The sequence below is a fragment of the Noviherbaspirillum sp. UKPF54 genome (assembly GCF_007874125.1).
Classification (GTDB): domain Bacteria; phylum Pseudomonadota; class Gammaproteobacteria; order Burkholderiales; family Burkholderiaceae_D; genus Noviherbaspirillum.
Genome location: NZ_CP040128.1, coordinates 2,975,864 through 2,997,292, shown reverse-complemented (window position 1 = coordinate 2,997,292; position 21,429 = coordinate 2,975,864). Strand labels below are relative to the sequence as shown.

The window sequence follows — 21,429 nt, the reverse complement described above, 5'->3', positions numbered from 1 at the left end:
CCTGCATCAGGAAGCGATGACGACCTTGACCTGCGCTTCCTTCAACATCTTGTTCAAGGCTTCCGGCGGCCTCGCGTCGGTAAACAGGATGTCGACCTGCGACATGTGAGCCATGCGCACCAGCGCCTGGCGCCCGAACTTGTCGTGGTCCGCCACCAGCCACACTTCGCGCGACTGCTCGATGATCGCCTGCGCCACCTTCACTTCGCGTGGATCGAAGTCGCGTAGCGTGCCGTCCGCCTCGATGCTGGAAATGCCGATGATGCCGATATCGACCTTGAACTGGCGGATGAAATCGATGGTCGCTTCGCCGACGATGCCGCGGTCGCGTGCGCGTACCACGCCTCCGGCCACGATTACTTCGCATTGCGGGTTGTCGGCCAGGATCGCGGCAACGTTCAGGTTGTTGGTCACCACATGCAAGCCGGGATGGTGCGCCAGCGCACGCGCCACTTCCTCGGTGGTGGTGCCGATATTGATCAACAGCGAACAGCCCGGCGGCACCTGCCTGGCCACGGCCTTCGCGATGCGGCGCTTGGCCTCGATATTCATCACCTGGCGCTGGTTGTAGTCGATATTTTCGACCGAAGAGGGCAGCCCCACGCCGCCATGGTAGCGCGCCAGCAGCTTGGCTTCCTCCATCTGCTTGACATCCCGGCGCACCGTCTGCGGCGTCACGTCCAGCTCTTGCGCCAGCTCTTCCACCGACATCGTCACGCGCTGCCGGACGACCTCCAGAAGGCGCCGTTGACGTGGATTGAGGGCCATACCTTTTCTCCGGGAAATAGTTGAAAAGAAGAAGTAGCTATTTAAAACGAACAAAAACGAACAAATATAGTCAAAATAATTGTTGATTTAATTTCGTGTTTCAGCGTATCTTACGTGCGGTCATCTTACATAAATTCACTTTCGGGTGCGAGAGCGATGGAAAAAGGCCAAGGCAATATCGAGTGCGACCTGCTGGTCGTCGGCGGCGGCATCAACGGCGCCGGCATCGCGCGCGACGCCGCGGGGCGCGGGCTGTCGGTCGTGCTATGCGAAAAAGACGACCTGGCCTCGCATACCTCTTCCGCCTCGTCCAAGCTGATCCACGGTGGTCTGCGCTATCTCGAATACTACGAGTTCGGATTGGTGCGCAAGGCGCTGATCGAGCGCGAAGTGCTGCTGCGCTCTGCGCCGCACATCATCAAGCCGCTGCGCTTCGTCATGCCTGTCGATAAGGGCCAGCGTCCGGCATGGATGCTGCGCGCAGGCCTGTTCATCTACGACAACCTGGCGCGCCGCGAACTGCTGCCGGGGTCGCGCGGCGTGAGCCTGCGCGAGCACCAGGCCGGCCAGCCACTCAAGCCGAAATTTTCGCGCGGCTTCGTGTACTCCGACGGCTGGGTCGACGACGCGCGCCTGGTCGTGCTCAACGCGGTCGATGCTGCCGACCACGGCGCGCGCGTGCTGACCCGGACCCGCTGCGAGTCGGTGCGCCGCGAGGACAATGGCTGGATTGCATCGTTGCGCGGCGAAGGCGGCACCTTGACCGTCCGGGCGCGCGCCCTGGTCAACGCCGCCGGTCCCTGGGCCGCCCACTTCCTGCAGACCGCTGCGCGGCAGCCGTCCGCGAAGTCGCTGCGCCTGATCAAGGGCAGCCACATCGTCGTCAAGCGCCTGTTCGACCATCCCTACGCCTACATCTTCCAGCATCCCGACGGCCGCATCGTTTTCGCCATCCCCTACGAGCAGGACTTCACGCTGATCGGCACCACCGACCTCGATTACAAGGGGGATGTCGACGCGGTGGCGATCGAACAGGAAGAGATCAGCTATCTGTGCGCGCTGTCGAGCCGTTACTTCCGGCGCTCGATCGTGCCGGCCGATGTCGTGTGGAGCTATTCCGGCGTGCGCCCGCTGGTGGAAGACGAGGCGGCATCCGCCTCCGCCGTCACGCGGGATTACCGGCTGGAGCTCGACAGGCGGGGAGCGCCGCTGCTGTCCGTTTTCGGGGGCAAGATTACGACCTTCCGCAAGCTGGCGGAAGAGGCTGTCGACATGCTCGCAGCCTCCTTGCCCGTCGCCCGCGGCGCATGGACCGAGCAGGCTTGCCTGCCCGGCGGCGACCTGTTCGGCGCGCATCCCTCCAATCGCTCGGTGCTTGAATTCGACAGCTACGTGCAGCAGCTGCAACAAAAATACCGATGGCTGCCGGGTGCGCTGACTGCGCGCTATGCGCGCGCCTACGGCACGCGCACCGACACGCTGCTGGCCGGGCGTCGCACTCTGGCGGAGATGGGCGAAGAGGTCTTGCCTGGAGTGTATGCGGCGGAAGTGGATTACTTGATGCAACTCGAATGGGCACTTACCGCGCGGGACATACTTTGGAGGCGCTCCAAGCTGGGCCTGCATCTGCCGACCGACGCCGAAGCGAAGCTCGACCGCTGGATGAAGGCCAATCGCAACACCAGGGACAAACATGCATCCACCGAGCGTCGTGCAAGCCACGCTTTCTGACGTCTTCACCGCATTTTGATAGCGAGCCACCGATGACCAAATATATCCTCGCCTTCGACCAAGGCACGACCAGTTCGCGCGCCATCCTTTTCGATCACGGCGGACGGATTCATGGCATCGCACAGCAGGAGTTCCGGCAGATATTTCCGCAACCCGGCTGGGTGGCGCACGATGCCTATGAAATCTGGCGCAGCCAGCTGGCCGTGGCGCAGCAAGTGCTCAAGCAGGGCGGCGTAGCTGCATCCGAGGTGGCCGCCGTCGGCATCACCAATCAGCGCGAAACCACCGTATTGTGGGACCGGGCGACGGGCGAGCCGATCGCCGAGGCGATCGTCTGGCAGGACCGGCGCACCGCCGATCTGTGCGATGCGCTGCGCGCGCAGGGCAAGGAAATCCTGATCCAGCAAAAAACGGGCTTGGTGATCGATGCATATTTTTCCGGCACCAAGGTGAAATGGCTGCTCGACAATGTGCCCGGCGCGCGCGCCAGGGCCGAGCGGGGCGAACTCGCCTTCGGCACCATCGATTCCTGGCTGATTTACAAGCTGTGCGGCGCCCACGTCACCGACAGCAGCAATGCATCGCGCACCATGCTGTTCAATATCCACACCCTGCGGTGGGACGAGGAACTGCTGGCCCTGCTCGATATCCCGCATGCCCTGTTGCCGCAGGTGGTGCCTAGCAGTGGCGTCGTCGGCAAGACGCACCCCGAACTGTTCGGCGGTGCCATCCCGATTGCCGGCATCGCCGGCGACCAGCAGGCCGCGACCTTCGGCCAGGCTTGCCATCAGCCCGGCATGGCGAAGAATACCTATGGCACTGGCTGCTTCATGCTGATGAATACCGGCAGGCAGGCAATCGCATCGCAAAACCACTTGTTGACTACCATCGGCTGGACCTTCGGGAAAACGCTGCCGGGCCAAACCGACTACATGCTGGAAGGTAGCGTATTCAATGCCGGCGCTGCCGTGCAGTGGCTGCGCGATGGCCTTGGCATCATCCAGAGTTCGGCGGAAGTCGAGGCGCTTGCCTCCATCGTGCCGGATACCGGCGGCGTGTTCGTCGTGCCCGCCTTTGCCGGGCTTGGCGCGCCGTACTGGGATGCCTATGCGCGCGGCACGATCGTCGGCATGACGCGAGGCACGACCAAGGCGCATATCGCCAGGGCGACCCTGGCCAGCATTGCATATCAGAGCGCGGACGTGCTGGAAGCGATGCAAAAGGACGCGGCCATCGAGCTGAAGGAGCTGCGGGTCGACGGCGGGGCCGCCCGCAACGACTTGCTGATGCAATTCCAGGCCGATGTGCTGGGCGTGCCGGTGGTGCGTCCGGTCGTGACGGAAACGACGGCATTGGGCGCAGCCTATCTGGCCGGGCTTGCCGTCAGTTACTGGGAATCGCAGCAAGAAATCGCGGCGCAATGGCAGGCGCAGCGGCGTTTCGAGCCGGTCATGCCGGCGGAGGAAAGGGGGCAGCGGCTGGCAACGTGGCGGCGTGCGGTGGAGCGCGCGCGCCAATGGGCAGAATAGGCAGAGATCGTTGGCGGGCTTGGCAGCTTGATATGTTTTGCGTGGTGTAGGTCCAACAAACTTACCTCTCCAAACAACTGACTCGTCGGTAAGTTGTTATAATCCAACGATGCTCAAGCAACGTACCGTCAAACAACTCGTCAAGACTGTCGGCGTCGGACTTCACTCCGGCACCAAGGTTGAGTTGACCCTGCGTCCGGCTGCCCCGGACACCGGCATCGTGTTCCGCCGCGTGGATATCACCCCGCCGGTCGACCTGCCTTCCAGTGCCACCGGCGTCGGCGACACGCGCATGGCATCCACGCTCGACAACAATGGTGTCAAGGTCTCCACCGTCGAGCACCTGATGTCCGCCTGTGCTGGCCTGGGCATCGATAATCTGTATGTCGATGTCACCGCCGAAGAAATTCCGATCATGGATGGCTCGGCTTCCTCGTTCGTGTTCCTGTTGCAGCAAGCAGGCTTGCAGGAGCAGAACGCGCCCAAGAAATTCATCCGGGTGATCAAGCCGGTGGAAGTCCGCGAGGGCCAGGGCGATAACGAGAAATGGGCGCGCCTCGATCCGTACAATGGCTTTAGGCTAAAGTTTTTCATCGAATTCAAGCATCCGGCCGTCGATGGCACCGGCCAAGTCGCGGAAGTCGACTTCGGCAGCGAATCCTATGTCAAGGAGATTTCGCGCGCCCGCACCTTCGGGTTCATGCAGGATGTCGAAACGCTGCGTGGCATGGGCTTGGCGCGCGGCGGTTCGCTGGAGAATGCGATCGTGATGGACGAGTATCGCATCCTTAATCCTGATGGACTGCGTTATGACAACGAGTTTGTCCGGCACAAGATTCTCGACGCCATCGGCGACCTTTACCTGGTCGGCCATCCGCTGCTCGCCAGCTATACCGCCCACAAGTCCGGCCATTCCCTGAACAATCAATTGTTACGGGCATTGCTGGCGCAGCCCGAGGCATACGAGATCGTCACATTCGACGCCGAGGAATATGCGCCGCGCGCCTATGTGCGCCAGGCCGGGCAGGAGTGGGCGTTTACCTAGTATTCGGACTGGCGGGCCGGTCGTTTTCCGCGCTATGGATGCGCGGAAGAGCCTCAGCATTCGTCACGATGACGGTTCAGCATCCGTCCCAGCGCTGCCGTCAGCGCTTCGTTGCCCTTGTCGCTTTCCAGCGAGTGTTTTAACTCGGCCAGCGCCGAAACTGCTTGCCTTGGCAGGACCAATTGCTTGGCTGGAGGTTGTTGCTTTTCTGCAATCTTTCCAGGTTGCACTTTAATTCGTATTGCGTTAACCTGCCATCCTCGCTTCAGCAAATTGTCTTGCAGTTTAGGCAGTTGCTGCTTCAATTTTGTCGCGACAGCGGCGTTCGGAGTGGCAAGTATCAACTGGCCTGCGTCGAACTGCATCACCGTACAGACTTCGAACATCGCGGGAAGAACCTGGACGCACTCTCTTTGCAACATCATGATGCGCCTAGCCGCCGGCAGCAGAGAAGCTAGCTTCTCGTTTGCACGCAAAAAGTCTGTTATTCCTTGTGTTGATGCGGACTTGCGCATGGTTTTGGCGCCGGATTGAGACAACAGAAATGAGGGCGGACGCATGATGCTCGCACCTTATCACAGCTCATCGCCGATGGACGAATCGGAGGAGAGGAAATGCAAATTATTCTGCTACACCCGCGCTTCAGCGCGAAGACGGTGACGCTCACGCACTGGCACCTGATACTGGCAGCACTGGGTTTCGTGTTTTCGGTCATCATGGCGGCATCCCTGCTGTATTACCTCACTTTCCGTCATGCGGCGGATCTGAACATTCCCCTGATGCGCGATATGGTGGCGTCCGCCACGCATGACTTCGACGATCCCAGCAAGAAGGATAAGTACATCAAGGAAAATCTCGCCGCCATGGCGATGAAGCTTGGGGAAATGCAAGCCCAGTTAATGCGCCTGGATGCGCTGGGCGAGCGGGTCCAGGGCTTAGCAGGCGTCAAGCCGCAAGAATTCAATTTCAAGGAATTGCCGGGCCGGGGAGGCGCCGAGCCGGCCAGCGGGAAAGAAATGTCACTGAGCATGAGCGAATTCCAGCAAGCGCTGGACGCTATGGCAAGGGACGTGGAACATCGTGCCGACTACATGAATGTGGTGGAGACTGCCCTGATGAGCAATAAGATCAGGACCAAGCTGTTGCCGACGATTCAACCGGTCAATGTTGCTTACAACGCGTCCGGGTTCGGATGGCGCGTCGATCCGTTTACCGGTCGCAGTGCGTTTCATGAGGGAATCGATTTTGCCTCGGCGGTGGGCACGCCGATTGTGGCTGCCGCCGGCGGCGTGATTATCGCCGCCGAATATCACCATCAATACGGCAACATGATCGAGATCGATCATGGCAACGACATCGTGACACGGTACGCTCATGCCTCGCGCCTGCTGATGAAGGTGGGCGACATCGTCAAGCGTGGCCAGCACATCGCCGATATCGGCTCCACGGGCCGCTCGACCGGGCCGCATCTGCATTTCGAAGTGCTGGTCAAGGGTATGCAGCAAGATCCGCACAAGTTTCTCTCGGCCGGCGCCAATCAGGCAAAAATGGCCGCACTTATGGCGAAATGATTGCAGTTTCTCAATGATTCTCAAAAATCTTCGGCCCTAAGCTATTGTTTCTACGCTATTAATCCCCATCTTGAAGCACAATTAAATGTTTACCGGCTCCGAATTTCTCGGGTCGGCAAATGTCGGATGCGTTCCATGTTCGAGATCTCGCCGCCGCCGAGGGTAGTGAGCATCGGGGCGCATGATAAAATTCGCAATTTAGCCTAGGCCCGGCCCCTGCAACGATGGCTACAGGTCATGTAGCTCCGCGAGCGTGCAGCGCCATTTTAAGAATTCAAGCATGTCATTACTGACCCAGATTTTCGGCAGCCGCAATCAGCGACTGATCAAGCAATATCAAAAAACGGTGCGTGAAATAAATGCGCTTGAGCCGGCAATGGAAAAGCTTTCCGACGCCGAACTTCAGGCCAAGACGCCCGAATTCAAGGAGCGTATTGCCAAAGGCGCATCGCTGGATGACATCTTGGTGGAAGCCTTTGCCGTGTGCCGCGAGGCGAGCAAGCGCGTGCTGAAAATGCGCCACTTCGATGTGCAGCTTATCGGCGGCATGGTTTTGCACTACGGCAAAATCGCCGAAATGGCGACCGGCGAGGGCAAGACGCTGATGGCAACCTTGGCCGCCTATCTGAATGCGTTGTCGGGCAAAGGCGTGCACGTGGTCACGGTCAACGATTACCTCGCGCAGCGCGACGCGGAATGGATGGGCCGGCTGTACGGCTGGCTGGGTTTGACCACGGGGATTAACCTGTCCCAGATGGATCACGACGCCAAGCAGCAGGCATACGCCGCCGACATCACCTACGGCACCAATAACGAATTCGGCTTCGACTACCTGCGCGACAACATGGTCTACGATGCCGGCGACCGCGTGCAGCGCAGCCTCAACTTCGCGGTGGTCGATGAAGTCGACTCGATCCTGATCGACGAGGCGCGTACGCCGCTGATCATTTCCGGACAGGCGGAAGATCACACTGACCTGTATCTGAAGATTAACCAAGTGCCGCCGCTGCTGACGCTGCAGATCGGTGAAGAGACGCCGGACGGCAAGGGTAAGATCGAGGTTCCGGGCGATTACACCAAGGACGAGAAATCGCATCAGGTGCTGCTGACCGAAGCCGGCCACGAAAAGGCTGAACAGATCTTGACGCGCATGGGCCTGCTGCCGGAAGGCGCCTCGCTGTACGATGCGGCCAATATCACGCTGATCCACCACCTGTACGCCGCCCTGCGCGCACACACGCTGTATCACAAGGACCAGCATTACGTGGTGCAAAACGGTGAAGTCGTCATCGTCGACGAATTCACCGGTCGCCTGATGACCGGGCGCCGCTGGTCCGATGGCCTGCATCAGGCGGTCGAAGCGAAGGAAGGCGTAAAGATCCAGAACGAGAACCAGACGCTCGCGTCCATCACGTTCCAGAACTACTTCCGCATGTACGGCAAGCTGGCCGGCATGACCGGTACGGCCGACACCGAAGCCTACGAATTCCAGGAAATCTATGGCCTCGAAACCGTGGTGATTCCGCCGAACCGGCCGAGCCAGCGCAAGGACCGCCAGGACCAGGTGTACAAGAGCGCGCAAGAGAAGTACAACGCGATGCTTGCCGATATCAAGGATTGCTACGAGCGCGGACAGCCGGTGCTGGTCGGCACCACCTCGATCGAGAATTCGGAGCTGCTGTCGAATATCCTGACCAAGAACAAGCTGCCGCACAACGTGCTCAACGCCAAGCAGCACGCGCGCGAAGCGGAAATCGTGGCACAGGCGGGGCGCCCGAAAATGATCACGATCGCCACCAACATGGCGGGCCGCGGTACCGACATCGTGTTGGGCGGTAATGTCGAAAAGCAGATCCAGTTCATCGAAGCCGACCCCAACCTCTCCGACGAAGAGAAGCAGGCGCATGCAAAGAAACTGCGTGACGAGTGGCAGTCGCTGCACGACCACGTGGTGTCGGCCGGCGGCTTGCACATCATCGGCACCGAGCGTCACGAATCGCGCCGGGTCGACAACCAGTTGCGCGGTCGCTCCGGGCGCCAGGGCGACCCCGGTTCGTCGCGCTTCTATCTGTCGCTGGACGATCCCTTGCTGCGCATTTTTGCCGGCGACCGCGTGCGCGCGATCATGGATCGCCTCAAGATGCCGGAAGGCGAACCGATCGAGGCAGGCATCGTCTCGCGTTCGATCGAGTCCGCGCAGCGCAAGGTGGAAGGGCGCAACTTCGATATCCGCAAGCAGCTGCTTGAATACGACGATGTGGCAAACGACCAGCGCAAGGTCATCTACCAGCAGCGTAACGAGCTGCTCGAATCGGTGGATATTTCCGAGCTGATCGCTTCGCTGCGCCAAGGCGTGTTCACCGACCTGTTCCATGCCCACGTGCCGCCGGAATCGGTGGAAGAGCAGTGGGACATCAAGGGGCTCGAAGCGACGCTCGCCAACGAGTGGCAGCTGGAAGTGCCGCTGGCGAAGATGCTGGAGGCCGAACCGAACCTGACGGCGGAAGATCTGCTCGAGCGCGTGCTCAAGGTTGCCGACGATTCGTACAACGCCAAGGTGGAAATCATCGGCAAGACGGCGTTTGCCGGCTTCGAGCGCAGCGTCATGCTGCAAAGTATCGACACGCACTGGCGCGAGCACCTGGCGGCACTGGATCACCTGCGCCAGGGCATCCACCTGCGCGGTTATGCGCAGAAGAACCCGAAGCAGGAGTACAAGCGCGAAGCATTCGAGCTGTTCGGCCAAATGCTGGAGCTGATCAAGAACGAGGTGGTGCGCATCGTGATGACCGTGCGTATCCAGTCGCGCGAAGAGATCGATGCGGCCGAGGAGCAGTTGGCGCAGTCGCACGTCGAAAACGTGCACTACGAGCACGCCGACTTCAATCCGAACGCGGCGCCCGAAGAATTGCTGGCGCCGACTTCACAGGCGGAGACCGGCAACCAGCCGATGGTGAATGCCGTGCCGAAGGTCGGGCGCAACGATCCGTGCCCGTGCGGCAGTGGCAAGAAGTACAAGCAGTGCCACGGGAAACTGGCGTAAGGCTTAAGGCTGCTGATTTGACGGCTTGTTCGCCAGCGAGTCTGGTGGCTGCAAAAGGGCGGAGCGATCCGCCCTTTTTATTTGCGCGTCTGCTTTCCGTGATCGGTTTAGAATATCGGTCTTCCTTTTCTTTATCCGGGCAACCTACGCTTATGGCCGTCAATCTCCCTTTTCCTGTCGCCGCCGACCTGAAACCCGTCGCCGGCATCGAACTTGGTCATGCCGAAGCCGGCGTGCGCAAAGCCAACCGCAAGGATTTGCTGGTCATGAAGCTGGCGCCGACGGCCACCGTGGCGGGCGTGTTTACCACCAACCGTTTTTGCGCTGCACCCGTGCAGGTGTGCAAGGCGCACCTGGAAGGCTTGCGCATGGCAGGTGCGCCGATTCGCGCCCTCGTGATCAATACCGGCAATGCGAATGCGGGAACGGGAGAGGCTGGTCTGGCCGATGCCAATGCGACTTGCGTGGCACTGGCTGACCTGCTCGCGTGCGACCCTTCGCAGATTCTTCCTTTTTCCACAGGCGTGATCCTGGAGCCGCTGCCGGTCGATCGCATCAAGGCCGGCTTGCCGCAGGCGATCGCGAACCTGAAGACGGACAACTGGTACAACGCCGCCGAATCCATTATGACCACCGACACGCAGCCGAAGGCGGCGTCGCGCACCGTGGTCATCAATGGCGTCACCGTGACCCTGACAGGCATCAGCAAGGGGGCCGGTATGATCAAGCCGAACATGGCCACCATGCTCGGCTTCGTCGCCACCGATGCCAAGGTCGCGCAACCGGTGCTGGAACACATGGTCAAGGAGGTGGCGGACAAGTCGTTCAATTGCATCACGATCGACGGCGACACGTCGACCAACGATTCCTTCATGCTGATCGCCACCGGCACTTCGCAGCTTGAAGTCGGCAATATCGATTCGCCTGAATACGCTGCGCTGTTCGCGGCGGTCAAGGCACTGTCGCAGGAACTGGCACAGATGATCGTGCGCGACGGCGAAGGCGCGACCAAGTTCATCACCATTGCGGTGGAGGATGGCGCCAGCGTCGAGGAGTGCCGCAAGATCGCGTATGCGATTGGTCATTCGCCGCTGGTCAAGACCGCGTTCTACGCATCCGATCCGAATCTCGGCCGCATCCTCGCGGCGATCGGTTACGCGGGCGTGAATGACCTGGATGTGAGCAAGTTGAACCTGTACCTGGACGATGTCTGGGTGGCGAAGAATGGCGGCCGCAATCCGGACTACAAGGAAGAGGATGGCCAGCGCGTGATGAAGCAGAGCGAGATCACCATCCGCGTCAAGCTTGCGCGCGGCAATGCGAGTGCGACGGTCTGGACTTGCGATTTTTCGCACGAATACGTGAGTATCAACGCCGATTACCGTTCCTGACATGTCCCAGCTTGAACAGTTTCTCGAGCGTGCTGAAATGCTGTTGGCGCGCTTGGAGGCAGTGTTGCCGCATCCAAGCCCGGTGCTGGACTGGAATGTCAGTCCAGCATTTCGCTGGCGCAAGCAGAGTGGAAAAGACAGCCGCGGCTACCTGCAGCCGGTCGCGCATATGGCCCGCATTGCATTGTCCGACCTGCATAATATCGACCCGCAAAAACAACAGATCGAGCAAAATACCCGCCAGTTCGTGCTGGGGCGTCCGGCCAACAACGTCTTGCTGACCGGTGCGCGCGGCACTGGCAAGTCGTCGCTGATCAAGGCCTGCCTGAATCAGTTTGCGGACCAGGGCTTGCGCCTGATCGAAGTCGATAAGGACGATCTCTCCGACCTGCCGGACATCGTCGATTTGGTGGCGCGGCGGCCGGAGCGCTTCGTCATCTTTTGCGACGACCTCTCGTTTGAAGAAGGCGAGGGCGGCTACAAGGCGCTCAAGGTGACGCTGGACGGCAGCATCTCGGCGCAGTCGGACAATGTGCTGATTTACGCGACGTCCAATCGCCGCCATCTGATGCCCGAACGCATGTCCGACAATGCGAGCTATGTGCATACCGAGGACGGCGACCTGCATCCGGGTGAAACGGTCGAGGAAAAAATTTCCCTGTCCGAGCGCTTCGGCCTGTGGGTATCGTTTTATCCATTCAAACAGGACGATTACCTCGACATCGTCGCGCACTGGCTGCGCCACTTTGGATGCAACGATCAGCAGGTCGACGCGGCGCGGCCCGATGCCCTGCGCTGGGCGCTGCAGCGCGGCTCACGCTCGGGGCGGGTTGCCTGGCAGTTTGCCCGGGATTATGCGGGCAAGATCCAATAACAAACCGTCTTCGTCGAATTTCGCATGTCACTTCCTGTTCGTCCCCCGATCGATGTCGCCGTTGGCATCCTGATGAAGCCCAATGGCGACGTGCTGCTGGCGCAGCGTCCGGACGGCAAGCCTTACGCCGGGTACTGGGAATTCCCTGGGGGGAAGGTCGAGCCCGATGAATCGATCCTCGATGCGCTCAAGCGCGAGTTCGTAGAAGAATTGGGAATGATCGTCGTCTCTGCTGAACCGTGGTGCGGCGTCGAATACGTGTATCCGCACGCCCATGTGCGGCTGCATTTCTATCTCAGCCGGGACTGGCAGGGCGAGCCGCAAAGCCTGGAAGGGCAGGCATTTGCCTGGCAGGGGAGCGTCGGCGTCGAGCCGCTCCTGCCGGCGACGATTCCGCTCATCGAGTGGCTGGATAAGCTGCGCTACGCAAGCTGACGGGCCATTACAGGCTTTGCTGCGTGTATTAAATTCAGTACAGTGTATTGAATTTAATACATCTTCGCTAATCCTTGTTTTTCAAGGGCTTTTCCTTTCTCTTGTACCGAAAACGATATGGGTGTCCATTTTTGTGTACACCTCTGGGTAAGCTTCAGTCCCCGCAATTTTTCATAACCCACTGAATTCATTGATTTATCTTTTTTGGCATACATGTTGCTGAATTGGATCGATAAATCACAGTTGGGGGAATGGCCATGAAAATTATCGTATTGGGCGGCGGTGTGATCGGTACCACGTCGGCGTATTACCTGGCCCAGGCTGGGCATGATGTGACGGTGCTGGATCGCCAGCCTGGCACCGGGCTGGAAACGAGCTATGCCAACGCCGGCGAGGTATCTCCCGGATATTCCGCGCCGTGGGCTGCGCCCGGCATTCCCTTGAAGGCCATGAAGTGGATGATGATGCGCCATAGCCCGCTGGTCATTCGGCCCGGCATCGATCCCGCAATGTGGCGCTGGCTGTTCCAGATGCTGTCAAATTGCACTGCGGCGCGCTACGAGGTCAACAAGGGACGCATGGTGCGCCTGGCCGAATACAGCCGCGACTGCCTGATGGCGCTGCGCGCGGCGACCGGGATCAGCTACGATGAACGAATGCAGGGCACTTTGCAACTGTTCCGTACGCAAAAGCAGCTCGACGGCGCCGCTAGTGATATCGCCGTGCTCCAGCAATATAACGTGCCGTACGAACTGCTCGATCCCGAGGGCTGCATCCGGGTCGAGCCCGCGCTGGCCCATGTCCGTGGAAAATTCGTCGGGGCGTTGCGCTTGCCGGGCGACGAAACCGGCGACTGCTTCAAGTTCACGCAGCAGCTTGCGGCACGGGCCGAGCAGGCGGGCGTGAAGTTCAAATACGGCACCGCAATCCAGCGCCTGGTTTCCATCGGCAATAAGATTCGCGCCGTGCAGACCGGCCAGGGAGAATTGAAGGCGGATGCCTTTGTGCTGGCGCTCGGCAGTTATTCGCCGCTGATGTTGCGCGAGCTAGGCATGCGCATCCCGGTATATCCGGTCAAGGGCTATTCCATCACCGTGCCGATTGCCGACACGAGCGGCGCACCGGAATCGACCGTGATGGATGAAACCTACAAGGTCGCCATCACGCGCCTCGGAGACCGGATCCGCGTCGGCGGCACCGCCGAGATTGCCGGCTATGACTTAACGCTGCGCGCAGCGCGCCGCGCGACCCTGGAGCATTCGGTGACGGATCTGTTCCCGCGTGGCGGTGACGTGGCGAAAGCGGAATTTTGGACCGGGCTGCGCCCGATGACGCCGGATGGCACGCCGGTCGTCGGACCTACCCCGTATGGCAATCTGTTCCTGAATACCGGCCATGGGACGCTGGGCTGGACCATGGCATGCGGTTCTGGTCGGCTGCTGGCCGATCTTATGAGCGGCAAGCGCGCCGAAATCGATACGGAAGGCTTGTTCATGGACCGCTACGACCGTACCAGTGGGCCGGTTCGCGTTCCGCAGGCAGCGCGCGCATAAGGCTGGTTCGGGGCATGCCATCCCGGTCGTGCCACCGGGATGGCTTGGCGCTATTGTCGCGCGAGCATGCCACAGGTAAAGTCGCAGATGGCGGGTGCCTGCACGGCATCCATTGAGCAAGTGCATGCATTCTCCATAGCGCCTCCATTATGCGGATAGACGTTCAGTTCGCCGATCGCGTCGGCATCGCCCATGAAATCCTGGCCGTATTAGCACGCCGCAACATCAACGTGGTCGCGGTCGAAGTCGACTCGTCCGACGTTTTCATCGACAGCCCCGAGCTTGACGAGCGCATGCTGCCGGACCTGCGTGCGGACTTCATGCAGGTGGCAGGCGTCAAGGATGCGGTGGCGGTCGACGTGCTGCCGGGAGCGCGTCGCCGGCTGCATCTCGATGCGCTGCTGGCGGCCATGGCCGATCCGGTCATGGCGGTGGATGCGGCCGGCAGAATCGTCATTGCCAATGCCGCCGCGGCGAGCGTGGCGGACATGAGCGAGAGCGAATTGCAAGGCAAGATGCTACAGGAACTGTTGGGCGAGCCCGGGGTGCAGGCTGAGCTGCTGCAGAGCGGGTTTCATGCGCCCGACAGGGAAGTGCGTTTGCACGGCCAGCCGTTTCTGATGGAGGTCGCGCCGGTATCCGAGCCGCTCGATACGCGCCTGGGGCAGGCCGTTGGCGGGGTGATCACGCTGCATACGCCGCGCCGGTTGGGCGGACGGATTCACGCCCTGCAGCATGCAGCCGGTGGGTTCGACTGCTTGATTGGTGAGTCGGAGCCGATACGCGCGTTGAAGGCACGCGCGGCGCGCGTGGCCGTCGTCGACGCGCCGCTGCTGATCGTGGGTGAAACCGGCACCGGCAAGGAACTGGTAGCTCAGGCATGTCATACGATGAGCGGGCGAAGCGATGCCCCTTTCCTTGCGCTGAATTGTGCCGCATTGCCGGAAAGCCTGGCCGAAAGCGAGCTGTTCGGCTATGCATCGGGCGCCTTCACCGGCGCCCAGCGCGGTGGCAAGCCAGGCCTGATCGAAATGGCTGAAGGCGGCACCGTGTTCCTCGACGAAATCGGCGAGATGTCGCAATACCTGCAAGCCAAACTGTTGCGCTTTCTGAATGACGGCAAGTTCCGCCGCGTCGGAAGCGACCGCGAAATCAAGGTGAATGTGCGCATCATTAGCGCGACCCATCGCAACTTGCGCAAGATGGTGGCCGAAGGAACGTTCCGTGAAGACTTGTTCTATCGCCTAAACGTGTTGCACCTGGAAGTTCCTTCGTTGCGCGAGCGTCCTGACGATATTCTGTTACTGGCGCGCCATTTTATCGAGCGCGCCTGCGCACAGGCGCAAAAGCCGATTTGTCGTCTAGGAGGGGATGCATGCGCGGCGCTGGTGGCCAACAGCTGGCCCGGCAATGTACGGCAGCTGCAGAACGTGGTATTTCGTGCCGTGACGATGACGGACAAGCGCATCCTGGACGCCACCGACCTCGATTTGGCCGAGGGCAGCATGCTGGGCGAAGAGGCTGGTCAGGCGCATGAGTCGGATGACTGGGAGAAGTCGGTCGCCGCCTTCGAGCGCGCATTGCTGGAACGGCTCTATCCGCAGTATCCCTCCAGTCGCAAGCTGGCGGCCCGGCTGAAGACTTCACATTCGATGATCGCCGCCAAGCTGCGCAAGTACGGCATTTCCGGCGGTGGCCGATAACGCTCAGGATCCGTTGTCGTCTTCCGGGTCCTTGGGGGGATTAACGGCCGGGATCGAATATTTTTCTTCCGCCCAGGCGCCAAGGTCGATCTGCTTGCAGCGTTCGGAACAAAACGGGCGGTACTTGTTTTTTTCGGTCCATTCGACCTTCTTGCCGCATGTCGGGCAATCTACGATGGTCGCCATGATGTACTACCTCAGAAATTACAGAGAGTCAGTTCGAAGGGAACGTCGTTCTCGAAGGATTTCGGCTTCATATCGCCGTCCTGCGACGTGAAGCGTACCCACAGCATATACTTGTTAGCCGACATTTCGGGAATCGCACCGAGCGATTCATCGATGGTCAGGCGCAGCATCTGGTAGACCTTGCCCTGCAACATCTGCTGGTAGCTGCCGTTCTGGGCAATCGTCTTCACGGAGCGGCCGGATTCGCGCAGCAGGCGCAGCACAATATTGATCGCATCAAACAACGGCGCCAGCGGGGCAAACCAGCTGGAAATATCATTGAAGCGCTGCTGTGGCGAGCGTTGCTGCCATGCATAGTAGGACGGCAGATCGAATTCGCAAGCGCCGCCCGGGATGATAGTGCGCCCGCGAATACTCATCAGCCATTCGTTGTCGCGCACATTTTGTCCGGTCTTGCCCTGCGCTGCCATCAATGCACTGCTGCTGCGATCCAGTTCGGCCAGTATCGCATCAAGCCGTTCCGGCAAAACGTTCGGATTGGAGCGAAAGCCGATCAGGGTTTGCTTCTGCCGTTCCAGCTCCTGCAAGAGGTCCGATTTGAGATCGGCGCGTCCGGCAACTTCGAGCATTTCGAAGATGGTCGACAGTGCCACGTGATGCTGCAGCGGATGTTGCTGGTGCAAGAAAAACGTAAATTTTTCGTAAAGATCTTCCAGCCGCAGCAAAGTGCGAATACGCTCGTTGAAAGGGTATTCGTAAGTGATCAAAATGGCGTCCCTTGCTCTAAAGATTGGGCTGGAAATGAATTACGTGATTCTGAACGAAGCCATGAAAAATTACAAATACTGACGGTCAAGTCTTTCGTGATGCTGCCCCGCATTCTGCGCTCAGTTTTCACGGTGTGCAGCACTTGCGCTGGCCAATGCTGCATACGCCGCATGCAACCGGTCCACTTGCGGCGCCAGGGCGAGGGCATCACCATTATTGTCGATCACATCATTGGCTGCCGCCAGGCGTTCCTGTCGTGACGCCTGCGCCGCCATGATGGCGCGCACCTGTGCTTCAGGCAGGCCGCTGCGGCTCATTACCCGCCTGACTTGCGTCTCTTCCAGACAATCGACCACCAGCACGCGCGACACCCGCTGCTTCCACGATGATGATTCCACCAGCAACGGAACGACGAAGATCAGGTATTCGCCCTGAGCCTGTTGCGCCGCGCGCTCTACCTCGATGCGGATCAATGGATGAAGGATGGCTTCCAGGCGCGATTTGGCGGCTGGCTCGGAAAAGACGTACTCGCGTATTTTGGCGCGGTCCATTGCACCATTTTCCATCAGGAAGGCATCGCCGAATTGCGCGCGGATCTCGGCAATCGCAGCGCCACCTGGTGCGGTGAGTTGGTGCGCGATCTGGTCGGTATCGATGACTGCAGCGCCGCGCGCGGCGAACATGTCGGCGACGGTTGTCTTGCCGCTGCCGATACCTCCCGTTAGCCCCACTGAGAATCTGGATGCCGGCAAACTGGTCGATATCATGTCAGATCGCAAAACCGAGATACGCTTCCACGATTGAACGGCCATACAATAAGGCGATCAGGCCTGCGGCCGCCAGATAGGGGCCGAACGGGATTGGCGTGTCTCGCCCATGGCGAGCAAAAAGAATCAGCGACAGGCCCACCAGTGCTCCGACCAGAGAAGACAGTAGGATGATTACCGGCAGCATCTTCCAGCCGAGCCAGGCGCCCAGCGCGGCCAGCAATTTGAAGTCGCCATATCCCATGCCTTCCTTGCCTGTCGTTAGCTTGAAAAGCCAGTAAATGCTCCACAAGCTGAGGTAGCCAGCGACGGCACCGATGACGGCGTCATTCAGCGGGACGAAGGCGCTGTTCAGGTTGACCAGGAGGCCGCACCACAGCAGCGGCAGGGTCAGGTCGTCGGGCAGCAGTTGCGTATCGAGATCGATGAAGGTCATTGCGATCAGTAGATACGCAAACGCCAGCGTGGACAAGCCCGCCAGGCCGCTGCCGAAGCGCCAGACCAGGAACCCGGACAATGCTCCGGTCAGAAGTTCGACGATCGGATAGCGGGCCGAAATCGGGGCCTTGCATTCAGCACATTTGCCGCGCAGGAAAAGATAGCTGAGTATCGGGATATTTTCGAGCGCCGTGATCTGGTGGCCGCACTGCGGGCAGGCCGAGCGCGGCACCATGATGTTGTACTTGTCGGTATGTGGCAAGGGCTGGCCGCTTTCTTGCGCAACATAATTATCGGACTCGCGCTGCATCATCTTGGGCAGCCGATGGATCACGACATTGAGGAAGCTGCCGATGAGCAGGCCGAAAATCGCCGCGACCACCGTCGGCAGCACGGCTCCGGGAGGAGCAAACAGGAGCAGATCGAGCATCAGACCACGGCTCCAAGCTTGAAAATCGGCAGGTACATCGCGATCACTAGGCCGCCGATCAGCACGCCCAGGATGGCCATGATGAGCGGCTCCATCAGGCTGGAGAGCGACTCGACGGCCTCATCGACTTCCGCCTCGTAGAAATCCGCAACCTTGCTCAGCATTTGGTCGAGCGCGCCGGACTCTTCGCCGATGGCCACCATTTGCGTGACCATGCTGGGGAAGACGGCGGCATTTTGCATGGCGACGGTCAGGCTGGTGCCGGTGCTGACTTCGGTCTGGATTTTTTTCGTTGCGTCCGCGTAGATCGAGTTGCCGGAGGCGCCCCCGACCGAATCGAGCGACTCCACCAGCGGCACGCCGGCGGCGAACATGGTCGCCAAGGTGCGCGTCCAGCGCGCGACGGTAGCCTTGCGGATCACGTCGCCGAATACCGGCGCCTGCAGCAAAAGACGGTCCATCACGCGCTGCATTTTTACGGAGCGTCGCCAGGATTGGAAAAACAAGTAAAGCCCTGCGCCGAGCGAGCCGAAAATCAAGTACCAGTATTTGACGAAGTAATCCGAAATCGCCATCACGAAAAGTGTCGGTGCCGGCAGATCGGCGCCAAAACTCTTGAACACATCCTTGAACGCCGGCACCACCCAGATCATGATCACCGACGTCACGACGAAGGCGACCACCATGACCGCCGTCGGGTAGAACATGGCGGACTTGATCTTGCCCTTGATGGCTTGCGTTTTTTCCTTGTATACCGCCAGGCGTGTCAGCAAGTCTTCCAGGATACCGGCCTGTTCGCCGGCCGCCACCAGGTTGCAGAACAGATGGTCGAAGTACAGCGGGAACTTGCGAAACGCCTGATTCAGGCTGCTGCCGGTTTCGACATCTGCCCGGATGTCCTGAATCAGCTTGGAGACAGCGGGATTGGAATGGCCTTTTGCCACGATGTCGAATGACTGCAGCAGGGGAACACCGGCTTTCATCATGGTCGCCAGCTGGCGCGTGAACAGGGTGATGTCCTTGTCCGTGATTTTCCTGCCGGTGCTAAAGCTTTTCTTTTTGACTTTCGTGACAAGAATGCCTTGCCGGCGCAGGGTCACGTTGACAATGGTTTCGCTGCCTGCGCGCAGTTCGCCCTTGATCGTTTTGCCAGTCCTGTCCTTGCCTTCCCAGGCAAAGATCACTTCCTTTATCGGACTCGTGCTTGCGGATTTGCCAGCGGCAGTTGCCATGTCATCCTCTTAATCATTCATTGGTGCAGCCAAGCACCTCTTCCAGGCTCGTCAATCCCTGCTTGACCTTGACCAGGCCGGCCTCGCGCAGCGTCTTGACCCCGTCGCGCTTGGCCTGCTCTTCGATTTCGAGTGCCGTGCCGTGCGCCAGGATGATGCGCTCGATGTCTTCCGTGATGGGCATGATCTGATAAATGCCGACACGCCCTTTGTAGCCGCTGCCGCTGCAGCGCTCGCAGCCGACAGCCTTGTACGGCAGCCAGCTGCCGTCCAGGTCTTCTTCCTTGAATCCGGCTTCGATCAGTGCCTCGTCGGGGATGACGGTGGTTTGCTTGCAGGTGCAAAGACGGCGCGCCAGCCGTTGGGCGGTAATCAGGATGACCGACGACGCGATGTTGAACGGCGCCACACCCATGTTCATCAGGCGTGTCAGCGTCGATGGTGCGTCGTTGGTGTGCAGTGTCGAAAACACCATGTGGCCTGTCTGCGCGGCCTTGATGGCGATGTCCGCCGTCTCCAGGTCGCGGATTTCGCCCACCATGATGATGTCCGGATCCTGGCGCAGGAATGCCTTCAGCGCGACGGCGAACGTCAGCCCGGCACGGTCGTTCACGTTGACTTGGTTTACGCCGGGAAGGTTGATTTCGGCTGGGTCTTCTGCGGTGGAGATGTTGATGCCGGGTTTGTTAAGGATATTCAGGCAGGTGTACAGCGACACCGTCTTGCCCGAGCCCGTCGGCCCTGTCACCAGCACCATGCCGTACGGCCGCTGAATCGCTTCCAGCAGGATTTCCTTCTGGTCCGGATCGTAGCCCAGCGCATCGATACCCATCTGCGCCTGCGTCGCATCTAGGATACGCATCACGATCTTTTCGCCAAACAGCGTCGGCAGGGTGCTCACGCGAAAATCGATCGACCGGTTTTTCGACACGACCAGCTTCATGCGGCCGTCCTGCGGAACCCGTTTTTCCGAAATGTCGAGCTTGGAAATCACCTTGATGCGCGACGCCAGCTTTTCCTTGATGGCGATCGGGGGCTGGGCGATTTCGCGCAGCACGCCGTCGATACGGAAGCGAATGCGGTAGAACTTCTCGAACGGCTCGAAGTGCAAGTCCGACGCCCCCATATTGATGGCGTCGATCAGGATCTTTTGCAGGAATTTGACGACCGGGGCGTCATCGATATCGGCAGTGACCGCTTCGCTTTGCGGAGCGGTCATGTCTTCTTCGGAGAGGTCGATGTCCAGATCGTCGCCGACCAGTTCGTCCAGGCTGTCTTCAGTGCTTTGTCCGAGCTTCTCGACCAGTTTCAGCAGGGCGCTGTGTTCGACAATGATCGGCTCGACGGTCAGTTCCGTCTGAAACTTGATCTGGTCCAGCGCGTGCGTGTTGGTCGGATCGGAAATGGCGACCGAAACCTTGTTGCCACGCTTTCCCAAGGCAATGACGCGCGCCTTTTGCATCAGCTTCGGATCGATGATCTTTTCGGGCAGGAAACTCAAGTTGAATGCCGAAAAATCGAGCATCGGATAACCGAATGTCTCGGAGCAAAAGCTGGCCAGCGAACGTGCCTCTATAGTACCGCTGTCGATCAACGCATCGATAAAGGCACTCTTTTCTGTGTGGGCCTTCTTGTGCAGCGTTTCCGCCTGCTGCGCGGACAGCAGCCCAGCCTGCACCAACGCGCGTGCAAGGCCGGACATCGTCGAGTTTGCCGCCTGATTCGGAAGGACCGCCGCCATAAATGTGGAAGATTATCTGATGCCGGATGCGTTAATTCGTCACAACGAAAGGCCTGCCGATGGCGTCAAGCCCGGACTTGCGGCGAATCCCCCGCCAAAGCGAGATTCTCGCGTGGAGTTGCCGGGCAAAGCACATCGTGCAGTGCTTTTCTTTGATCGACTATTTATTTAAAGCAACAAACGCACTAAATCGCATTAGATGATGCCTATAGGCATCTGATTTG

Annotated in this window: 18 protein-coding genes; 10 read left to right on the top strand and 8 right to left on the bottom strand. The window is 59.8% G+C overall.

Features of this window, described 5'->3' with window-relative positions:
• Nucleotides 1-6 precede the first annotated feature (6 nt).
• Nucleotides 7-768, bottom strand: a complete 762-nt coding sequence (locus FAY22_RS13800) for a DeoR/GlpR family DNA-binding transcription regulator (protein WP_146330745.1) — start codon at nucleotides 766-768, stop codon at nucleotides 7-9.
• Nucleotides 769-924: 156 nt separating this feature from the next.
• On the opposite strand from FAY22_RS13800, the gene glpD reads away from it, so the two are divergent.
• The 3 genes from glpD (at nucleotide 925) to lpxC (ending at nucleotide 5,073) form a co-directional block, all read left to right on the top strand.
• Nucleotides 925-2,499 (top strand): glycerol-3-phosphate dehydrogenase, encoded by a 1,575-nt coding sequence (gene glpD / locus FAY22_RS13795; protein WP_146330744.1) that lies wholly within the window; start codon nucleotides 925-927, stop codon nucleotides 2,497-2,499.
• Nucleotides 2,500-2,531: 32 nt separating this feature from the next.
• Nucleotides 2,532-4,028, top strand: a complete 1,497-nt coding sequence (glpK, locus tag FAY22_RS13790) for a glycerol kinase GlpK (protein WP_146330743.1) — start codon at nucleotides 2,532-2,534, stop codon at nucleotides 4,026-4,028.
• A gap of 109 nt (nucleotides 4,029-4,137) precedes the next feature.
• Nucleotides 4,138-5,073, top strand: a complete 936-nt coding sequence (gene lpxC, locus FAY22_RS13785; protein ID WP_146330742.1) for a UDP-3-O-acyl-N-acetylglucosamine deacetylase — start codon at nucleotides 4,138-4,140, stop codon at nucleotides 5,071-5,073.
• Between the two features lie 53 nt (nucleotides 5,074-5,126).
• Here lpxC and FAY22_RS13780 read toward each other — a convergent pair whose 3' ends face one another.
• The gene (locus FAY22_RS13780) at nucleotides 5,127-5,633 is read right to left on the bottom strand and encodes a DciA family protein (RefSeq protein ID WP_146330741.1); all 507 of its coding nucleotides are present in this window, start codon (nucleotides 5,631-5,633) and stop codon (nucleotides 5,127-5,129) included.
• A 54-nt stretch (nucleotides 5,634-5,687) separates the two neighbouring features.
• On the opposite strand from FAY22_RS13780, the gene FAY22_RS13775 reads away from it, so the two are divergent.
• The 7 genes from FAY22_RS13775 (at nucleotide 5,688) to FAY22_RS13745 (ending at nucleotide 15,643) form a co-directional block, all read left to right on the top strand.
• Complete coding sequence (locus FAY22_RS13775; protein WP_146330740.1) at nucleotides 5,688-6,644, top strand: M23 family metallopeptidase; 957 nt, start codon at nucleotides 5,688-5,690, stop codon at nucleotides 6,642-6,644.
• A gap of 280 nt (nucleotides 6,645-6,924) precedes the next feature.
• Nucleotides 6,925-9,687: a preprotein translocase subunit SecA gene (gene secA / locus FAY22_RS13770; RefSeq protein ID WP_146330739.1), complete on the top strand. Its 2,763-nt coding sequence runs from the start codon at nucleotides 6,925-6,927 to the stop codon at nucleotides 9,685-9,687.
• 152 nt (nucleotides 9,688-9,839) lie between these two features.
• Entirely contained in the window at nucleotides 9,840-11,078 is a 1,239-nt protein-coding gene (argJ, locus tag FAY22_RS13765) for a bifunctional glutamate N-acetyltransferase/amino-acid acetyltransferase ArgJ (protein WP_146330738.1), read from the top strand.
• Nucleotide 11,079: 1 nt separating this feature from the next.
• Nucleotides 11,080-11,952, top strand: coding sequence for an ATP-binding protein (locus FAY22_RS13760; RefSeq protein WP_146330737.1), 873 nt, complete (start codon nucleotides 11,080-11,082; stop codon nucleotides 11,950-11,952).
• Between the two features lie 24 nt (nucleotides 11,953-11,976).
• Complete coding sequence (locus FAY22_RS13755) at nucleotides 11,977-12,387, top strand: NUDIX domain-containing protein (RefSeq protein WP_146330736.1); 411 nt, start codon at nucleotides 11,977-11,979, stop codon at nucleotides 12,385-12,387.
• Nucleotides 12,388-12,644: 257 nt separating this feature from the next.
• Complete coding sequence (locus FAY22_RS13750; RefSeq protein ID WP_146330735.1) at nucleotides 12,645-13,940, top strand: D-amino acid dehydrogenase; 1,296 nt, start codon at nucleotides 12,645-12,647, stop codon at nucleotides 13,938-13,940.
• Between the two features lie 149 nt (nucleotides 13,941-14,089).
• A complete protein-coding gene (locus FAY22_RS13745; protein WP_146330734.1) occupies nucleotides 14,090-15,643 on the top strand; it encodes a sigma-54-dependent transcriptional regulator in 1,554 nt (517 codons plus the stop codon).
• 3 nt (nucleotides 15,644-15,646) lie between these two features.
• Here FAY22_RS13745 and yacG read toward each other — a convergent pair whose 3' ends face one another.
• From yacG to pilB, 6 genes are all read right to left on the bottom strand, one after another.
• Nucleotides 15,647-15,829, bottom strand: coding sequence for a DNA gyrase inhibitor YacG (gene yacG, locus FAY22_RS13740; RefSeq protein ID WP_146330733.1), 183 nt, complete (start codon nucleotides 15,827-15,829; stop codon nucleotides 15,647-15,649).
• A gap of 11 nt (nucleotides 15,830-15,840) precedes the next feature.
• Entirely contained in the window at nucleotides 15,841-16,596 is a 756-nt protein-coding gene (gene zapD / locus FAY22_RS13735; RefSeq protein WP_146330732.1) for a cell division protein ZapD, read from the bottom strand.
• Between the two features lie 120 nt (nucleotides 16,597-16,716).
• Complete coding sequence (gene coaE, locus FAY22_RS13730) at nucleotides 16,717-17,364, bottom strand: dephospho-CoA kinase (RefSeq protein ID WP_146330731.1); 648 nt, start codon at nucleotides 17,362-17,364, stop codon at nucleotides 16,717-16,719.
• Between the two features lies 1 nt (nucleotide 17,365).
• Nucleotides 17,366-18,232 carry an A24 family peptidase gene (locus FAY22_RS13725; protein WP_146330730.1) on the bottom strand — a complete coding sequence of 289 codons (867 nt, stop codon included), beginning with the start codon at nucleotides 18,230-18,232 and terminating at the stop codon, nucleotides 17,366-17,368.
• Nucleotides 18,232-19,464, bottom strand: a complete 1,233-nt coding sequence (locus tag FAY22_RS13720; protein WP_146330729.1) for a type II secretion system F family protein — start codon at nucleotides 19,462-19,464, stop codon at nucleotides 18,232-18,234. Before FAY22_RS13720 ends, FAY22_RS13725 begins: the two co-directional genes overlap by 1 nt.
• Nucleotides 19,465-19,477: 13 nt before the next feature.
• The gene (pilB, locus tag FAY22_RS13715) at nucleotides 19,478-21,166 is read right to left on the bottom strand and encodes a type IV-A pilus assembly ATPase PilB (RefSeq protein ID WP_305778371.1); all 1,689 of its coding nucleotides are present in this window, start codon (nucleotides 21,164-21,166) and stop codon (nucleotides 19,478-19,480) included.
• Between the last annotated feature and the right edge of the window lie 263 nt (nucleotides 21,167-21,429).